Origin of the sequence: Pseudomonas sp. UBA3153, assembly GCF_002364635.1 — a bacterium.
GTDB lineage: Bacteria > Pseudomonadota > Gammaproteobacteria > Pseudomonadales > Pseudomonadaceae > Pseudomonas_O > Pseudomonas_O kuykendallii.
Genome location: NZ_DEYR01000002.1, coordinates 35,219 through 51,432 on the forward strand (window position 1 = coordinate 35,219; position 16,214 = coordinate 51,432).

Annotated in this window: 15 protein-coding genes and 3 pseudogenes; 15 read left to right on the forward strand and 3 right to left on the reverse strand. The window is 60.4% G+C overall.

What is annotated here, in order from left to right:
- Positions 1 to 8: 8 nt before the first annotated feature.
- Genes msrP through B2X67_RS00340 form a run of 4 tightly spaced genes read left to right on the forward strand, consistent with a single transcriptional unit; the run spans position 9 to position 3,698 of the window.
- Complete coding sequence (gene msrP / locus B2X67_RS00325; RefSeq protein WP_286784262.1) at positions 9 to 1,019, forward strand: protein-methionine-sulfoxide reductase catalytic subunit MsrP; 1,011 nt, start codon at positions 9 to 11, stop codon at positions 1,017 to 1,019.
- A 2-nt stretch (positions 1,020 to 1,021) separates the two neighbouring features.
- Entirely contained in the window at positions 1,022 to 1,645 is a 624-nt protein-coding gene (msrQ, locus tag B2X67_RS00330; RefSeq protein WP_286784335.1) for a protein-methionine-sulfoxide reductase heme-binding subunit MsrQ, read from the forward strand.
- Complete coding sequence (locus B2X67_RS00335) at positions 1,645 to 2,334, forward strand: heavy metal response regulator transcription factor (protein ID WP_286784263.1); 690 nt, start codon at positions 1,645 to 1,647, stop codon at positions 2,332 to 2,334. Before msrQ ends, B2X67_RS00335 begins: the two co-directional genes overlap by 1 nt.
- Complete coding sequence (locus tag B2X67_RS00340) at positions 2,313 to 3,698, forward strand: heavy metal sensor histidine kinase (RefSeq protein ID WP_286784264.1); 1,386 nt, start codon at positions 2,313 to 2,315, stop codon at positions 3,696 to 3,698. Before B2X67_RS00335 ends, B2X67_RS00340 begins: the two co-directional genes overlap by 22 nt.
- 27 nt (positions 3,699 to 3,725) lie before the next feature.
- Here B2X67_RS00340 and B2X67_RS00345 read toward each other — a convergent pair whose 3' ends face one another.
- The gene (locus B2X67_RS00345) at positions 3,726 to 4,148 is read right to left on the reverse strand and encodes a hypothetical protein (RefSeq protein ID WP_286784336.1); all 423 of its coding nucleotides are present in this window, start codon (positions 4,146 to 4,148) and stop codon (positions 3,726 to 3,728) included.
- A gap of 228 nt (positions 4,149 to 4,376) precedes the next feature.
- Here B2X67_RS00345 and B2X67_RS00350 point away from each other — a divergent pair, with 228 nt between their 5' ends.
- From B2X67_RS00350 to B2X67_RS00365, 4 genes and pseudogenes are all read left to right on the forward strand, one after another.
- Complete coding sequence (locus B2X67_RS00350; RefSeq protein WP_273230529.1) at positions 4,377 to 4,601, forward strand: DUF2188 domain-containing protein; 225 nt, start codon at positions 4,377 to 4,379, stop codon at positions 4,599 to 4,601.
- A 5-nt stretch (positions 4,602 to 4,606) separates the two neighbouring features.
- Positions 4,607 to 4,852, forward strand: coding sequence for a DUF2188 domain-containing protein (locus B2X67_RS00355; protein ID WP_282344715.1), 246 nt, complete (start codon positions 4,607 to 4,609; stop codon positions 4,850 to 4,852).
- A 19-nt stretch (positions 4,853 to 4,871) separates the two neighbouring features.
- A pseudogene (locus B2X67_RS00360) lies at positions 4,872 to 5,929 on the forward strand (UV damage endonuclease UvsE).
- Positions 5,930 to 6,164: 235 nt separating this feature from the next.
- Positions 6,165 to 6,860 (forward strand): annotated as a pseudogene (locus tag B2X67_RS00365) (DDE-type integrase/transposase/recombinase); the annotation flags it as partial.
- Positions 6,861 to 6,938: 78 nt separating this feature from the next.
- Here the strand turns inward: B2X67_RS00365 and B2X67_RS00370 are convergent.
- A pseudogene (locus tag B2X67_RS00370) lies at positions 6,939 to 7,359 on the reverse strand (transposase); the annotation flags it as partial.
- Between the two features lie 65 nt (positions 7,360 to 7,424).
- The gene (locus B2X67_RS00375) at positions 7,425 to 8,543 is read right to left on the reverse strand and encodes a glycosyltransferase family 4 protein (protein ID WP_286784265.1); all 1,119 of its coding nucleotides are present in this window, start codon (positions 8,541 to 8,543) and stop codon (positions 7,425 to 7,427) included.
- 149 nt (positions 8,544 to 8,692) lie between these two features.
- Here B2X67_RS00375 and B2X67_RS00380 point away from each other — a divergent pair, with 149 nt between their 5' ends.
- The 7 genes from B2X67_RS00380 to B2X67_RS00410 all read left to right on the forward strand — a co-directional run bounded on the left by B2X67_RS00380 (position 8,693) and on the right by B2X67_RS00410 (position 16,144).
- Entirely contained in the window at positions 8,693 to 9,124 is a 432-nt protein-coding gene (locus B2X67_RS00380; protein WP_286784266.1) for a glycosyltransferase, read from the forward strand.
- Positions 9,125 to 9,602: 478 nt separating this feature from the next.
- Complete coding sequence (locus B2X67_RS00385) at positions 9,603 to 11,024, forward strand: hypothetical protein (RefSeq protein WP_286784267.1); 1,422 nt, start codon at positions 9,603 to 9,605, stop codon at positions 11,022 to 11,024.
- A complete protein-coding gene (locus B2X67_RS00390; RefSeq protein WP_286784268.1) occupies positions 11,017 to 11,904 on the forward strand; it encodes an ABC transporter permease in 888 nt (295 codons plus the stop codon). Before B2X67_RS00385 ends, B2X67_RS00390 begins: the two co-directional genes overlap by 8 nt.
- A complete protein-coding gene (locus tag B2X67_RS00395) occupies positions 11,901 to 12,611 on the forward strand; it encodes an ATP-binding cassette domain-containing protein (protein WP_273230544.1) in 711 nt (236 codons plus the stop codon). Before B2X67_RS00390 ends, B2X67_RS00395 begins: the two co-directional genes overlap by 4 nt.
- Before the next feature lie 4 nt (positions 12,612 to 12,615).
- Positions 12,616 to 13,578 (forward strand): FkbM family methyltransferase, encoded by a 963-nt coding sequence (locus B2X67_RS00400; RefSeq protein ID WP_286784269.1) that lies wholly within the window; start codon positions 12,616 to 12,618, stop codon positions 13,576 to 13,578.
- A gap of 5 nt (positions 13,579 to 13,583) precedes the next feature.
- The gene (locus B2X67_RS00405; RefSeq protein ID WP_286784270.1) at positions 13,584 to 14,864 is read left to right on the forward strand and encodes a sulfotransferase family 2 domain-containing protein; all 1,281 of its coding nucleotides are present in this window, start codon (positions 13,584 to 13,586) and stop codon (positions 14,862 to 14,864) included.
- Positions 14,864 to 16,144, forward strand: coding sequence for a hypothetical protein (locus B2X67_RS00410; RefSeq protein WP_286784271.1), 1,281 nt, complete (start codon positions 14,864 to 14,866; stop codon positions 16,142 to 16,144). Before B2X67_RS00405 ends, B2X67_RS00410 begins: the two co-directional genes overlap by 1 nt.
- Positions 16,145 to 16,214: the final 70 nt, after the last annotated feature.

A 16,214-nucleotide genomic window follows, 5' to 3' on the forward strand; every position in this document is an offset into this window, starting at 1 on the left:
AGGCCTGCATGCTGATCCGAATTCCACCGCGTTCGCGCTGCGATTCCTCGGAGATCACTCCGGAGTCGGTCTACCTGTCGCGGCGCCGTTTCATGGGCGCCGGTGCCGCGCTGCTCGGCAGTGCCGCGCTGCCGGCCTGGGCGCAGGCGCCGGCTTCCGGCTACGAGGGCGTCGAGCCCGGCAATCCGCCGGGCTGGTTCGCGCAGAAACTCGACGGCGCGCGCTGGAAGGCGATGGAGGTGGCGGGCGAGAGCATCACGCCGTTCCAGGATGCCAGCCACTACAACAACTTCTACGAGTTCGGCCCGGACAAGGGCGACCCCGCCGCCAATGCCGGCGGCCTGCCGACCGAGCCCTGGACGGTGAAGATCGACGGCGCGGTCGGCAAGCCGGGGCAGTACAGCCTGGAAGTCCTGGTCCAGCCGCACACGCTGGAGGAGCGCATCTACCGCATGCGCTGCGTCGAGGCCTGGTCGATGGTGATCCCCTGGCTCGGCTTCCCGCTGGGCGATCTGCTCAAGCGCGCCGAGCCGAGCAGCAAGGCGAAGTACGTGTCCTTCGAGACGCTTAGTGACCCGGAACACATGCCCGGGCAAAAATCCCGCTTCGGCCTGATCGACTGGCCGTACCGCGAGGGCCTGCGCATGGACGAGGCGATGAACCCGCTGACGATCCTCGCGGTGGGCATGTACGGCCGTGTGCTGCCGAACCAGAACGGCGCGCCGCTGCGCCTGGTGGTGCCGTGGAAGTACGGCTTCAAGGGCATCAAGTCGATCGTGCGCATCAGCCTCGTCGAGGAGCAGCCCTACACCACCTGGCAGAACCTGGCCCCCAACGAGTACGGCTTCTACGCCAACGTCAATCCGCAGGTCGACCACCCGCGCTGGACCCAGGCCCGCGAGCGCCGGCTGCCCAGCGGGCTGTTCAGCCCCAATGTGCGCGACACGCTGATGTTCAACGGCTACGGCGACGAGGTCGCGAGCCTTTACCAGGGCATGGACCTGGCGAAGTACTACTGATGATCCGCCAACCCCTGTTGCGCGGCGGGGTGTTCCTCGCCGCGCTGATCCCGCCGCTGGTCTGGTTCTATCAGGCGCTGAGCAACACCCTCGGCCCGGACCCGGGCAAGGTGCTGCTCGACCGTCTCGGCCAGGGCGCGCTGATCCTGCTGCTGCTGACGCTCTGCCTGTCGCCGCTGCAATGGGCCACACGCTGGTCCGGCTGGGCGCACATCCGCCGCCAGCTCGGCCTCTGGACCTTCGCCTACGCCTGCCTGCACCTGGTCGCCTACCTGCTGTTCGTCCTCGGCCTGGACTTCACCCAGCTCGCCGTCGAATTGCGCAAGCGGCCATACATCATCGTCGGCGCGCTGGCCTGGAGCGGTCTGCTAGCGCTGGCGCTGACTTCCAATCGGGCGAGCATGCGGCGCCTCGGCGCGCGCTGGAAGAAACTCCATCGGCTGGTCTACGCGGTGCTCGGCCTGGCGCTGTTGCACATGCTCTGGATCGTCCGCTCGGACATCGGCCTGTGGCTGGTCTACTTCAGCTGCGGCGCCTTGCTGCTGGCGCTGCGCCTGCCGCCGGCGAGCCGCCTGCTGAAGAAACTGCGCGGCACCCGCCCGGCCCCGGCACAGGTGTCGCGCTGATGCGCATCCTCCTGGTGGAAGACGACACCCGCACCGGTGAGTACCTGAAGAAGGGCCTCGGCGAATCCGGCTATCAGGTGGACTGGGCGCAGCACGGCGCCGACGGCCTGCACCTGGCGCTGGAGCAGCGCTACGACCTGATCGTCCTCGACGTGATGCTGCCCGGCATCGACGGCTGGCAGATCATCGAGGTGCTGCGCAAGAAGCAGGACGTGCCGATACTCTTCCTCACCGCGCGCGACCAGTTGCAGGACCGCATCCGCGGCCTGGAACTGGGCGCCGACGACTACCTGGTCAAGCCGTTCTCCTTCACCGAGCTGCTGCTGCGCATCCGCACCGTGCTGCGCCGCGGCGTGGTGCGCGAGGCCGACCACTTCCACCTCGCCGACCTGGAACTGGACCTGCTGCGCCGCCGCGTGACCCGCCAGGGCCAACCGATCACCCTGACCAACAAGGAGTTCGCCCTGCTGCATCTGCTGCTGCGCCGCGAGGGCGAAGTGCTGTCGCGCGCGCAGATCGCCTCCGAGGTCTGGGACATGAATTTCGACAGCGACACCAACGTCGTCGACGTCGCCATCAAGCGCCTGCGCGCCAAGGTCGACCACCCTTACGAAAGCAAACTGATCCACACCGTGCGCGGCATCGGCTACCTCTGCGAGGTGCGCCCGTGCGACGCCAGCCCTCGCTGACCCTGCGCGCCAGCCTGGCCTTCGCCGTGGTGGCGATGCTCACCGTCGGCGGTGCCGGCATGTACCTCTACCACTCGCTGCAGGCGACCCTGCTGCAGCGCAGCGACTACGGGGTGCTCGCCCGTCTCGATCATTTCCGCAAGCTGCTGCACTACGACCTCAGCCTTGAACAGTTGCAGGCCAGCCCGCAGCTGGTGGAGAACATGCTTGGCGCGGAAGACGACATCTTCCTCATCGGCGAGGCCGGCCAGCCGCCGCTGATCAACGTGAACCCGCGGGGCGCCGCGCTGCCGGCGTTGCAGGCGGTGGCCGATGGCGAGCCGCTGGGCCTCGCCGACGTACGCAGCGGCGTGGCCCCCGGCGATGTTCCGCTGCGCGCCGCCCAGGCGCGGGTGCAACTGGACGGGCGCGACGTGCGGATCACCGCCGCGCACCTGCTGGTCAAGGAAATGGCCATGCTGGAAACCTTCCGCTGGCGCATCGGCGCGGCGGTGGTGCTGGCCTTCCTGCTCACCGCGGCGCTCGGCTTCCTGCTGCTGCGCCGCGGCCTGCGCCCGCTGCGGCGGATCGCCGAACAGGCTGCGGCTATAACCCCGGCGCGCCTGCACAGCCGCCTGCAACTGGCCGACACGCCGGTGGAGCTGAGCCAACTGAGCCAGGCCTTCAACGCCATGCTCGAGCGCCTGGACGACGGCTATCGACGGCTGACCCAGTTCTCCGCCGATCTCGCCCATGAGATCCGCACGCCGGTCGGCTCCTTGATGGGCACCGCCCAGGTCACCCTGCAGCAGCCACGCAGCGTCGACGAATATCAGGGCGTGCTGGCCTCCAGCCTCGACGAGCTGGAGCGCATCGCGCGGATGGTCGAAAGCATCCTGTTCCTCGCTCGCGCCGACGACGCCCAGGCGGTTCTCGACCTGCGCGAGCTGGAGCTGGAGGAGGAAATCCAGCGCATCGTCGCCTACTTCGAGGGCCTCGCCGACGAACGCCAGTTGCAGCTGCGCCACGAAGGCGGTGGCCGCCTGCGCGCCGATCCGATGCTGCTGCGCCGCGCCCTGAGCAACCTGGTGGCCAACGCGATCCGCTATGCCGACGCCGGCAGCGAAATCCTCATCCGCGTGCGGGAAGAGAAGGGCGCCTGCCTGATCCAGGTGGAGAACGGCTGTTCGCCGCTGCATCCCGGCCAACTGGAGCGGCTGTTCGATCGCTTCTACCGCGCCGACCTGGCGCGCCAGGGCGGTGAGTCCAACGGCCTCGGCCTGGCCATCGTCGCGGCGATCATGCGCCTGCACGGCGGCTCGGTGAGCGTCAGCCAGGACGGCACGCGGCGCATCCGCTTCGAGCTGCGCTTCAACGTCGCCTGACCGGCGCGCCGCCCGTCACCGCCGGTCTCAGGCGTCCAGCTCGTCGTCGCGCAGCAGCACGCAGCGCAGCCCTTCGTCGGTTTCTTCGGATTCCAGCAGGTAATACATCTGCACCTTTCCGGCCGGCGACATCACCGCGGCGTAGTCGCCAGCCTCGGCGATGAAGAACGCCTTCGACGCCGGCTTGGCTTCGCACTCGATCAGCGCCTCGAAGAATGCCTGCGGGTCGGCGTCGTCGTAGAACTCCGCCCGCTCGGCGGCGCTCCAGTCGGCCGGCGCCTCGAAGGCACCGAGCAAAAGGATGCGCGCATCGCCGAGGTCTTCCTCCTCGGCATCGAGGTCGTTCTGATCCGGGCGATAGACCGTGCAGTCCAGCGCCTGCGGGCTGTCGAGGATCGCGTTGCGCGCGTCCAGGCGCTTCTGCGGATCGAGGCCGGCGGCCTCGCACATTTGCACCCAGAGGGCGTCCGGGGTTGCTGCCTGTTTGCCGTTGCTCATCTGCGCTCCGTGGTCCGGTGGAAGGGCGCTCGCGGTCGCTCGCCCAGGTCGGGCTAGTGTCCGGGAGCGCGGCATGCCTGGCAAATGCCACGCCGGATGGCCTGTCGTCGGCGTTGCACGACAGCAACGAAACCTGTGGCGCATCGGGACGTTCTACTCATAAACCCCCGGAGGCTCGCCATGACCACCTATCACATCACCCCGACCCCCATGGGCTGGCAAATGGCCACGGAAGGCTCCGACGACGCAGTGCTGCGCACCCTGACAAAGGAAGAAATGCTCGCCGAGCTGCCGGCCTACCTGGACGGCAAGACCGCTTCGGTGAAGATCTTCACCCGCGACGACACCCTCGAGGAGGCGCGTGAGTACCCCGAATACGCCCACTCGAATCCCGTGCTGAGTTGACGAGCATGGATCGCTATTCGGTAAGACGCGCGGCCAATGGCTGGGAACTGGTCCGCGACGGCGAGGAACGCGCCTGCCGGTTCTCCGGCAGCAAGGTGGAGATCCTGCGCATCGTCGGCCGCTTCCTCGAAGGCCAGACCGCCTCGGTGGCCATCTACAACGCGGACGGCTCCTACGCCGGCGAGCGGGTCTACCCGATGGTCGCCGAGCGCCGGAAGAGCGCATCCGTACAGAAGGCGCGCGGGTCGTGAGCCTCATCGCGGGTTCGACATGACTCACCCGCGAATCGGCTTCGCCTGCCAGTTCCGACATCCCGTCCGCGAGCTTTCGGCCGCCGAGCTGAAGGTGATCGAAGCGGGCTTCAACCCGCGCACCACGACCTTGCGCTGGATGGACGGAGTTTCGCCGCAGGTGGCCCGCGACAAGCTGCTGGACATCGTCGCCCATAACCTCCAGGCGCAGCTGCGCCTGCTGGAATATGTGGCCGGGCTACCCGCGACCCTGCACATGTTGCGCCTGAGCAGCGATCTGCTGCCGTTCTACAGCCATCCGCGCGGCCAGGCGTTCTACCGGGACCCCGCCGTCGTGCGCATTCTGGAGGAAGGCTTCGCCGCCATCGGCGCGCTGGCGCGGCAGGCGGACATTCGTCTGTCCTTCCATCCCGGTCAGTACTGCGTACTGGGTTCGGACAAACCGACCGTAGTGGAAAACAGCCTCGCCGAATTCGAGTACCACGTCGACATGATCCGCATGATGGGCTACGGCGTTCGCTTCCAGGACTTCAAATGCAACGTGCACATCGCCGGCCGCCTCGGCGGGGAGGGCATCCGTGCGGTCTGGCCGCGGCTGTCGACCGAGGCGCGCCACTGCATCACCTTCGAGAACGAGGAGAAGACCTACGGCGTCGATGACTGCCTGCAACTGGCCGACCTCGCCCCCGTCGTGCTGGACATCCATCACTGCTGGATCAACGAAGGCGACTACATCGCCTCGGACGACCCACGCATCGCGCGCATCCTCGACAGCTGGCGCGGCGTGCGCCCGACCATGCACTGCTCGCAGCCGACGGAGCGCCTGCAGGAAGTGGGCTTCGACGCCAACCGCAAGCTGGAAATGGACACGCTGCTGGAGGTCATGCCCCGGCGCGACCTCTACGGCCATAGCCTGCAGATGTGGAACCGCTGGACCAACGCCTATGCACTCGGCTTCCTGCCGCGCTTCGACACGACATCATGATCGAGGCCAAGGACAAGAACCTGGCCGCCCTAGGTTTCTACGAGGAATACCTCGCGTCCCTAGGGCAGGCGGCCGCGCCGGGCGAGTTCTGATGCTCAGCTAGCTGTGATCTCTCAGTAGGTTGTTCATCCCGGGCTTACCCGGAAAACTGGAAGTGCGACCAGCCAAGCATTCCAGGAGCCTCGAATGAGCCTGCTAAACATGCCCGTCACACCCCTCGCGGTCGAGCCTTCCTGATGCAGCGCATGCTCAACGGCCTGCAGGTCGAGGAGGCGGCGCAAGCCGCCCGGAGTCAGTGTCCGCACCGCTTACAAGTGGCTCAGGCGCTTTCGTGAGGAGGGCGCAGCCGGCTTGGTGGATCGCTCCTCGCGCCCGCACTCATGTCCGCATGCCACGGCAACCGTCATGATCGAGCAACTGATCGCGCTACGCCGCTCGCGCAAGACCTACCGGCAGATCGCCCAGCTGCTCGGCCTCGCCATCAGTACCGTCGCCCGCCATCTCAAACAGGCCGGCTTTCATCGGTTGGCCGAGCTGGAACCGGCTCATATGGTGGTGCGCTACAAATACGCCACCCCGGCGATCTTCTGCACCTGGACATCAAGAAGCTCGGCCGCTTCTGGAGGCCTGGTCACCGGCGACCGCCAGCAGTGCTCCGATGGTGCCGGCTGGGAGTTCGTGCATGTGGCCATCGACGACGCGTCCCGGCTGGCCTTCACCAGCCTGCACCCGGACGAGCGCGGCACCAGCGCCTGTCAGGCCTTGTTGCAGGCCCTGCGTTACTACCATGGTCTGGGCACCCGTTTCCGGCGGGTCATGACAGACAACGGGGCCTGCCACTGTTCCCGGGCGTTCCGCCGCTTATGTGCTCGCCTTGGGCTACGGCATATCCGTACCAGACCCTATACGCCCCGCACCAACGGCAAGGCCGAGCGCTTCATCCAGACGACGTTGCGTGAGTGGGCCTACGCCCGCAGCTGCGACAGCTCCGAGCAGAGAGCCGCGGACTTGCCAGGCTGGCCGCATCACTGCAACTGGCACAGGCCGCATGCCAGCCTCGACTACAAACCACCGATCAGTCGTGCTTTGCTTCCACTGAATATCGACGATGGTGCCTTGACGCAGCAGGAGCCCGCGGTTGTCGAGGTGGTCATTGAACGCCCAGAATCCCCGCCGCCAGGTCGTGCTTCTCCCGCAGCCGAGGGAAATTGAGGATAGTGGTTTCATCCGGGATATGCTCCGGTCCCAGCCCCGCAAACTGGCGCAAAATGGTGGTCTCGTAGAGCGACTCTTTCATCGCCGGATCGCTGTAGCCGAACCAGTTCTGCATCAGGTGCAAACGGAAGATGGCCATCAACCGTTATGACGGCCGGCCGCCTTCACCCTTCGGTTAATGCGGCACGACCAAGGCAATCAAGCCCTTTCGCGGCGCCACCCGATCCATCTCGATCAGAAAACGCTCATGTCGGGTTTGTTTACGCTTGCAGGCATACTCAGCATCGGCGAAGGAGATCTGCTTCATCGGAAAACTAGGCGGGTGGCGTCCGGGTATTTTTCCAAAATCTGGAGGTCTTTTTCAGAGTTTTCTTAGTTACTGGGGAAACCGCAGGCTTTGGTCTTCATAAACACCTCCATCAAAGCTGATGAAACGGCGTCAATGTGAAAACACGAGGCTTGGACTTGAAGCCCAAGCGGGTCAACTCGGCCAAATCTCCGCATACACGCCTCGAAACCCGCCGCAATAGACCCTTCGTCCAGAGGGTCGACCAGAACGGTGCCGGGGCCGGCAAGGTCGGCCATGGGCGAGTCATGCGAAGTAAGTAACAGCTTGCCAAACTGTTTAGCCTCAATAGCAGGGTAGCCGAACCCCTCGTACAGTGAGGGCATCACTACAAAACTGCAATGGGCGTAAAGCGTCGCAAGGCGCTGCTCGCTGACATTGCCGAGCCATAGCATCTCTTCGCGATGGAGTACCTGTAACTGCTGCAGCTCCTCGCTTTTCCAGCCTGTGCCACCGGCAATGACAAGGCGAAACCGCTGCCTAAGTCCGTCCGGCAAGCTGAGATAAGCGCGGATGGCACGCGGCAAATTCTTGCGTGGCTCGATGGTGCCCACAAAGAGGCAGAACGCCCTATCGATTCCCAATGCAGCAAGACTGGCTTTGCTCTCTGGCACAGGAAGCGGGCGAACGATATTCGGTACTACTATGGTTTTGCCCCGGGTTTTCGGAAATGTGGCGTTCAGATCGGCCGCCGTGCGCACGGACACCGCGATGATCTGAGCAGCATGCATAATGGCCCGGCCAGTCATGATCCTATCCCCCAGCCGGCGGTGCAATGGCATAGTTTCAGGTGCGAATTTCCACACAAGGTCATGGATGGTCAACACACTTGGCGCGACCACCGCTGCGGCCGCAGACAGCTTGTGCGCCGGCCCCCAGAAGACGCAAGGCTGGATCTTGCGCAATAACTCCGGCAGATCGAAACTGCTCCACCAGACACGGCCAAGAATGGAAGGACGGCGAATCACATGGATATGGATGTTGGATAGCCTACTCAGATGCGCGAAATCCACATGAAGCTCATCCGGCAAACACAGATGAATTTCGCGCACACGACCGGACAGCGCCACAACCGCATTCTCGATGGAGCGAGCGATACCGGAGCGCGCGCGAATCAAATTTCTGGCGTCAACTGCAATCCGCATCGCCGCATTCCCTGCCACCGCGGGTCCTTGAAAGTCGCCAACCTCATAATGCAGGTTAGCGCCCAAAACTGTTGAAGAAACCCTTTGTGTTCCGGCCCCGGCCATTTCAGTCCAAGTGGCTCACCACAATACCAAGTTAGCTTAATTCCATGCCCACGGAACAGGAAGCAAACCATAGCGAAGCTGATACGGCTTCATATCCACATGTCCCACCAGTCGAACTCGCCAGCGCTGAAAGTGCAGTGCTGCGACCTCTCTGCTTGGCCGAGGTGTTTACTAGGGGTGCCGATACGGACGCTCCCGGCTCAACTCATAATCTGTATTGGCGGGAGAAAGTTGGCTCCCGTTTCTTCTTCTTCATTGGCGTTCTTCGCTACTACAAGGGCTTGCATATCCTTCTCGAAGCCGCGCGGTACGTCAGTTTCCCAGTGGTTATAGCAGGGGCAGGTCCTATTGAGCGGCAATTGAAGGTACAGGCAGAGCAGCTTGGTTTAACAAATGTGCATTTTCTCGGCCACATCTCGGACATGGGTAAGATGTATCTTCTGCGTCTTTGTCAAGGTATCGTCTTTCCTTCCTAACTGCGTTCCCAGGCCTTGGTATGTCGCTGCTGGAAGGGCCATGCACGGAAAACCAATGATATCGAGTGAGATCGGAACGGGCACGACTTATATCAATATTGCCGGGGAAACCGGGCTCGTGGTTCCGCCTGGAGATTTGGTCGCGCTGCCTGAGGCGATACAGTTTCCCTAGGAGAACCCTGCGGTGGCTGCCAAGATGGGGCGGCAGGCGGAGGAACGATTTCGGCAGCATTTCACATTGGAGAGGATGGTGGATGCCCATATGGATTTGTATAGAAGCTTGTTATCCTCAAGGACGGCTCTGCATTAGAATGAGTTGCTCCTAGCAAACAGTTCTCGCCGGGAGCGGCTGCTGAGGGTTTATCTCACAATGGGCGCTGACTGAGTTCTGAAAATCCTGCGGTATGGACCGACCTAGCGTGGCTTGAGTGAGGATTTTTGCTAGTCAGCGGCTTGAAATGCGTACAGTACTGGATTGGTGAATTTGCTATTTGTTGCGCTGGAGTTCAAGCTCTGTAGCCAAGCAAAAGCTGACAAGATCAAGGATGGAGTGATTTTCTTGCAGAAGTTGGCGATTATATCGACATATGATGATCTTTGCGGGATCGCCGGATACACGAAGGCTCTCGTCAGGCAGCTACAGCAGGATTATGACGTTACCGTTTTTGATCTTGACCAGTACCTCTTGCGCTCCACCATGCGATCGATCCGTAGACTTGGCGATGAGTTGATTGCGGAGATTGTCAGCAAGCTTCCGGCGTTTGATGTCGTGAACATTCAGCTGGAACACGGCACTCTGGGCGCGACGCCTGCGGATATCTTCCGTCGTTTCGAGAGTTTGGTTCGGCATGGCAAACCACTGACTGTTACCTTCCACACCGTGCTGCCAGTAGGCGGGCGCGGCGCGCGCGATCTGGCTAGGGCCGTGCGTCATCTTGACCGTCGAGGCTTCTTTGAAATTCTCCACGAGATGCGTGTTGGCCGGGAGCTGGGGCATCCGGTCATGAGAAGCCTTGCCAGGCGACAGAAACGGGCGAAAACCTCTGTAATCTTCCACACGCGGCGAGATGCCCGCAGTCACAAGCTGATCTATGGCCTTGACCGTGTGTTCGACCATCCCCTCGCCTTCTATGGTGGCACCGGCAAACTCATACCGCCGCGCACCAGGGTCAATCTACCGGCTGCGCTCAAGGCAGAGGTGAGGCCGGTGGTGTTGGGTATTTTTGGCTTCATCAGCCCCTACAAAGGTATCCATACAGCGATCCAGGCGCTCCGCCGCCTTCCCGGCAACTACCATCTGATGGTGTTCGGCGGGCTGCACCCCAATGACATTCGTAAGGGATATTCTGTTCATCCCTATCTGGAGAAGGTCATGGATCTGGTCACTGATGACTTCGGGGCGATGGCTGCGAGCAAGAAGAAGGGTGTGTTCGAGGGGCAGGTAAATCTCCACATCGACAGCTCCGCGACCTTGCAACGGTTGATGTCCGGGATGTGTGATATTTCGCAGAGGGTGCATTTCATGGGTGCCGTGCGCGACGATGAGTTTGCGTCTGCCATCCAGCTTTGCGATATCGTGGTGTTGCCGTATGAGGAAGTTGGCCAGAGTTCATCCGGCCCTCTGGCTATTGCTAATGATGTCGGAGCAAGGATTGTCTGTGCGCGCAATAAGGCCTTTCTGCAGTATGAAAGGTACAATCCGGGGCGGCTAAACTTCTTTGATATTGGTAATTATCTAGAGCTGGCGCAGCGGATTATCAGTGTGGCAGAGTCGCCGCCGCCGGGCTTGCCGCAGTCCTATACCGTCGAGACGAACCGGGCTGTCTACAAGGCCAGCTTCGAGATGCCGAGTGACAGTATCGAGCCATTTATACGTAAACTGGCGGGGAAAGATGACTGATCGCGTGCCTGCTGCTAATGACGGTGGAGGGGGTGGCTGTCCGGCCGCGATAGTACCTGAGCAGTCCCGTCGCCGTTCGCTCTGGATCGAGCGCAGCTTGGCCGAGGACATTGTGCTGGCGTTCCGCCAGCGCCGCGTGGCGCGCATGCTTTATATGGCTGAAATGGCCGACGCCCGACGCTCGACCGGGCTGGGGCTTGCAGGACCGTTTATTTCTACAGCGTTGCATATGGCTGTCCTTGGAACGGTCATGTCCATCGTCTTTGGCGAGCCGGTCGAGGATTTCATTCCCTATTTTGGCGTGTCCTTCGCCATCTGGCAGACCCTGTCCACCAGCATCGGCCGGATGGCCAATGCCAGCGAAAGGGCCACTCGCTATCTGGCCTTTCCAAAGCTGTCGAGCCTGATCATTTACATGGTGGACGCTTATGACCTTGTGCTGGGCCTCTGCGCACGCATGCTTTCGGCATTTTGTATCATCGCGATCGTCAATCCTGTAATCCTGGCAAAGGTCAGTATTCCGGCTTTTCTTACAGGCATGATCCTGGCTGTTCTGGTCGTTATCGTCTGGTCGCCGATCTTCACAGTCGTGTTCAACACCTTCCGGATCCTGAGAGGTTTTCTTCCCCAGATCCTGTTGCTGATCTTCCTCGTGACACCGGTGTTCTACACGGTGGACCGTTTTTCGGACCACCGTTGGGTGGCTGACTTCAACCCGGTGTTCCATCTGTTGGAACTGGTGCGTGTGCCGGTGCTTCAGGGCACCTGGCCGCTGACGCCGCTGGCTGTCTGTGCAGGACTTGTCGTGGCGGGACTTGTCTTTCTCCGTGTCGTGCACCGACGTCAGCGTCTGGCAATGGTCTATGGGTGGCTTGCATGAATGCCGGAGTGGCGCCTGTCCAGCCTGTTGTGGTGCGGCTTGTGGAGGCAACGGTCGAGATCCCTTTGCGTGGCTTCCGCCAGCACGGGCCATCCTCCGGTGATCCGCGGATCTTCCGGGCGAGGAATGGCGAATGGAGGTTGCGGGCGCTGGATCGGGTATCGCTGGAGATCCGGCGGGGTGACCGGATTGGCGTGTCGGGTTCAAATGGCAGTGGCAAGACGACGCTTCTCCGGCTGCTAGGTGGCCTGCTGCCCCTGGCCTCCGGCACTATCGAGCATTACGGCAGCGTGCGCCCTCTGATCAATATAGGCGCCGGGCTGTCACAGACCCTGACAGGACGGCAGAACGCCAGGCTGCAGCATGGCCTTCTAGATATCAAGAGCATGTCCCCCTCCTCATTTGAAGACAATGTCAACGAGTTCGCCGGGATTGGTGACTTCTTCGATATGCCGGTTTCGACCTATTCTCCCGGAATGATCACAAGGCTGCAATTTGCGATCAATACGGTTGAGCCCTCGGATCTTCTGCTTCTGGACGAGTGGATCGGTGTGGCGGATCAAGACTTCTATCAAAAGGCGCAGGAGCGGTTGCAGAGTTTTATTGCCCGAAACGAGGCATTTGTATGTGCCTCGCACAATCAGGTTCTTCTCAACACTCTGACCAGCAAGAGACTGCTAATACAGAGCGGGCTTGTGGAGATCTGATGTCTTGAAATATTTGCAAAAAATATTCGTCTGCATGAGAAAGCAAGTGGAAAATCCGGTGAAGCAATCAACGTATCTGGGCAATGGTCTGATCCTTGCGCGAACCAACTGGGATGGCCATGTGGTCGTGCCGGGTTACAATGTCGATGTATCGATCGGTATTGTCCGTGACGGTATTCACGAGCCCTGGACGACGCGGTTGGTGCAGGAACTGCTGCGGCCGGGCGAGACCTATGTGAATGTCGGGGCGAACTTTGGCTATTTCACCTGCCTCGGTGCCCGGATCGTGGGTTCAGGCGGCAAAGTGGTGTCGGTTGAGGCCAATCCGCATGTCTTCAGCATTCTGATGAAGACCATTCTGTGGGCAGGCATCGTCGACCGCGTGACGGCCTATAACCGCGCGGCCTATCTGCATTCCGGTGCCGAGTTCGATTTCACCTTTGACTATCAGTACATTGGTGGAGGCCACATCCGTCACGACGTGGAAGCCTCTGCTGTCCAGACCGGCACTCCTTTCTGGACGCCTGATGCCCTGCCGCATCTGCTTGAAGCGGATGGCCGCTGGAATCCCTCGCGCGGGCTGCTCAATTTCTTCAAGGTGCAGTCGCTGGCGCTGGATGACATCACTGCCGGCATGACGGCAGACCTCATTCACTGCGATGTAGAACAGGCCGAGCCCTTTGTACTCGTGGGTGCCAGAAATCTGATCAGCCGCTCTCCGCGATGCAAGATCATCTTCGAGTGGTCCGGTTATGCCTATGACCATGGCAACGAGGACTACAAGGCCGCCGTCAGGGACATGTGGGACTTGCTGGTCAAAGAGAATTTCGTGGTGCGTTATCTGAAGCCCATGCTGCATGACAACGGCGCCATCGAGGTTTCTGCGCCGCTGAGCTTTGAGGAACTGCTCACCTGTCCGCACGGCGACTATGTCGCCCTGCGCAAGGGGCAGGACCCCTGGGGATGACGCACATGCAGGATGATCATCTCATCTTTTTTCATATCATGAAGACTGGTGGAACGTCTTTCTATCGTTTTCTTGAGAATGCCTATGCTGAAAGTGATCAGATCCCTGTGGAGATGGTGGAAAGCTACAGGCATATCGACGGTTTCTCAGCACAATCTCCGCGAAGCACAAGGCGCCTTGAAAAGGAGTATTTGAACTTGCTGGCGGAGGTTGGAAAGCACCGGCTCATTTCGAAACTGCATGCGTCGTTCAATTTCGTTGATGATTTTCTGTACTTTTACCCAGGTGCGAAGACCATAACAATTCTGCGCGATCCTCTAGACAGAGCGCTGTCGCACATCGAGAATTTGCGCCGCACACCTGAGGTTAATTTCAACAAGCTGGATTCTGACATGCGCTCTTTGATTGAAGAGCTCAGAACTGCTCCTCTTGAAAAGATGCAGAATTTTGCCACTGACCATTATTGCAGGAAGATCTTTTCAAATCATCAGGCTCGGACTCTCGCAGGATATGCTTTTCATGACTTGGAAGATGATGTTCTGCTCGAGTTGGCTCTGAAAAATTTGGAAAGGATCAACTTCGTTGGTCTGACGGACAGAATGGAAAAGTTTGCTGGGGTCGTCTCTTACAATCTTGGTTTTTACAACAGTTACTCCCAAGAGCGTCTGAACGTGATGCCGAAAGAGAACAAGATTGATCCAGAGGAGCGTGCACGGATCAGGGATATTCTGGCTGAAAAGAACAAGGTAGATGCGATCCTCTTCGAGGAAGCGAAGAAGCGTTTTGCCCGGCACGTGCAGGATTATCACGATGCGTTGTTCCAGCTTCGCGGCGGGCAGAAGCTGCGGACGCTAGTGCCAGGGGAAGAGGCCACACTAGGCATGGAAAGCGCGCTGGTGGGCGAGGGCTGGCTCGAGCGTGAGGCTGGGCTTAGCGGCGGCTGCGCCAGATGGGGCGGGCCGGGACCATCTTCGGTGCTTTATCTCGCCATTGCGCTTCAGGGCGAGACCTGTCTCAATTTCAACATCGTGTCGGTAATCAATGACGAAATCTATGCGTCGATGCAGATATTCATCAACGATTCCTATGCACCGCACGAAACCTCGATCCGCGACGGTTTCCTCGTGGCCTCGGTGAAGACACGCAGCCGGCAGGAGAGCACATCCGGCGCGCGCATCGAGTTCCGCTTCTGCGGCGTGAAGTCGGCTTTCGAGGCGCATGGCGTGCCGGACCACCGGCGTAAGACTATTGCCCTGCAAAGTCTTCAGATGCGACGGATATCCTGATGCATGACCATCATCTTTTTTTCCTGCATTTGATGAAGACGGGCGGAACGTCGTTCTACCGTTTTCTTGAGAACAATTACGCCGCTGGCGAGTATATCGCGGATGACAAGGTTAGCCCTGTCCGCTCGGCCGAAATTTACTTTGCAGACTTCTCTTGTGAAACCCGGCGCAGGCATGCTGAGCGGATCCGGATGTGTGCGGAGCTTGCCCAGTACAAACTGATAGCAAAGTTCCATTTTTCGCATCTGGTGATCGATGACTTCCGCCAGCTCTATCCGTTTCTCAAGGTCATTTCAGTGTTCAGGGACCCGGTTGAGCGCGTTTTCTCGCAGATCGAACACTGGCGCCGCATCCCGGATGTTCACATGAAAACTGTCGCGCCCGAATTGGTCAGCGTGATCAATGATGTGAGGCGGGGTGACCTAGACGCGCTGCTTCACGGTGAACGTGACAGCCATCATGCCTCCTTTATGGAAAATTATCAGGCAAAGCAGCTTGCAGGCTATGTGGGCAGTGTTCCCGCTGATGACATCCTGCTGGAGACGGCACTGAAGAATCTGGAAAATATTGATCTCGTGGGCGTGACGGACCGGCTGGACATGTTTGCCGAAATCATTTCCTTTAATCTTGATTTCTACAACACTTACTCCGATGAAAAACTGAATGTTACACCGCAGAGCGCCAGGCTGGATCCGGTTGAGCGGGAAAGACTCAAGGATATTCTGAGCGAGAAGAACAAGATTGATGCGATCGTGTTCGAGGAAGCGAAGAAGCGTTTTGACCGGCACGTGCAGGATTATCACGATGCGCTGTTCCAGCTTCGCGGCGGGCAGAAGCTGCGGACGCTGGTGCCAGGGGAAGAGGCCACATTCGGCATGGAAAGCGCGCTGGTGGGCGAAGGCTGGCTTGAGCGTGAGGCCGGGCTTGGCGGCGGCTGCGCCAGATGGGGCGGGCCGGGGCCATCCTCGGTGCTTTATCCCGCCATTGCGCTTCAGGGCGAGATCTGTCTCGATTTCAACATCGTGTCGGTGATTGATGACGAAATCTATGCGTCGATGCAGATCTTCATCAACGGGTCCTATGCGCCGCACCAAAACTCGATCCGCGACGGTTTCCTCGTGGCTTCGGTGAAGATGCGGTCAGCAGAGCAGGGCTTCAGCGGAGCGCGGGTTGAGTTCCGGTTTGCTGGAGTAAAATCTGCATTCGAGGTCCAGGGTGTTGCCGACCACCGGCGTAAGACGATTGCCCTGCAGAATGTGCAGGTGCGGCGGGTGTCTTGAGTTTTACGTGCCCCAGCGTTATGCAAGTTAGTTGTCGCGTCAGTCGTGTTTCTTATGCTGCCATTTTCAG

What these genes read in the sequence shown, in the direction of transcription:
- msrP (WP_286784262.1), top strand. Translation starts at nt 9, where the DNA reads ATGCTGATCCGAATTCCACCGCGTTCGCGCTGCGATTCCTCGGAGATC.
- B2X67_RS00335 (WP_286784263.1), top strand. Translation starts at nt 1,645, where the DNA reads ATGCGCATCCTCCTGGTGGAAGACGACACCCGCACCGGTGAGTACCTG.
- B2X67_RS00345 (WP_286784336.1), bottom strand. Translation starts at nt 4,148, where the DNA reads ATGTGCGAGGCCGCCGGCCTCGATCCGCAGAAGCGCCTGGACGCGCGC.
- B2X67_RS00350 (WP_273230529.1), top strand. Translation starts at nt 4,377, where the DNA reads ATGACCACCTATCACATCACCCCGACCCCCATGGGCTGGCAAATGGCC.
- B2X67_RS00355 (WP_282344715.1), top strand. Translation starts at nt 4,607, where the DNA reads ATGGATCGCTATTCGGTAAGACGCGCGGCCAATGGCTGGGAACTGGTC.
- B2X67_RS00375 (WP_286784265.1), bottom strand. Translation starts at nt 8,543, where the DNA reads ATGCGGATTGCAGTTGACGCCAGAAATTTGATTCGCGCGCGCTCCGGT.
- B2X67_RS00380 (WP_286784266.1), top strand. Translation starts at nt 8,693, where the DNA reads ATGCCCACGGAACAGGAAGCAAACCATAGCGAAGCTGATACGGCTTCA.
- B2X67_RS00390 (WP_286784268.1), top strand. Translation starts at nt 11,017, where the DNA reads ATGACTGATCGCGTGCCTGCTGCTAATGACGGTGGAGGGGGTGGCTGT.
- B2X67_RS00395 (WP_273230544.1), top strand. Translation starts at nt 11,901, where the DNA reads ATGAATGCCGGAGTGGCGCCTGTCCAGCCTGTTGTGGTGCGGCTTGTG.
- B2X67_RS00405 (WP_286784270.1), top strand. Translation starts at nt 13,584, where the DNA reads ATGCAGGATGATCATCTCATCTTTTTTCATATCATGAAGACTGGTGGA.
- B2X67_RS00410 (WP_286784271.1), top strand. Translation starts at nt 14,864, where the DNA reads ATGCATGACCATCATCTTTTTTTCCTGCATTTGATGAAGACGGGCGGA.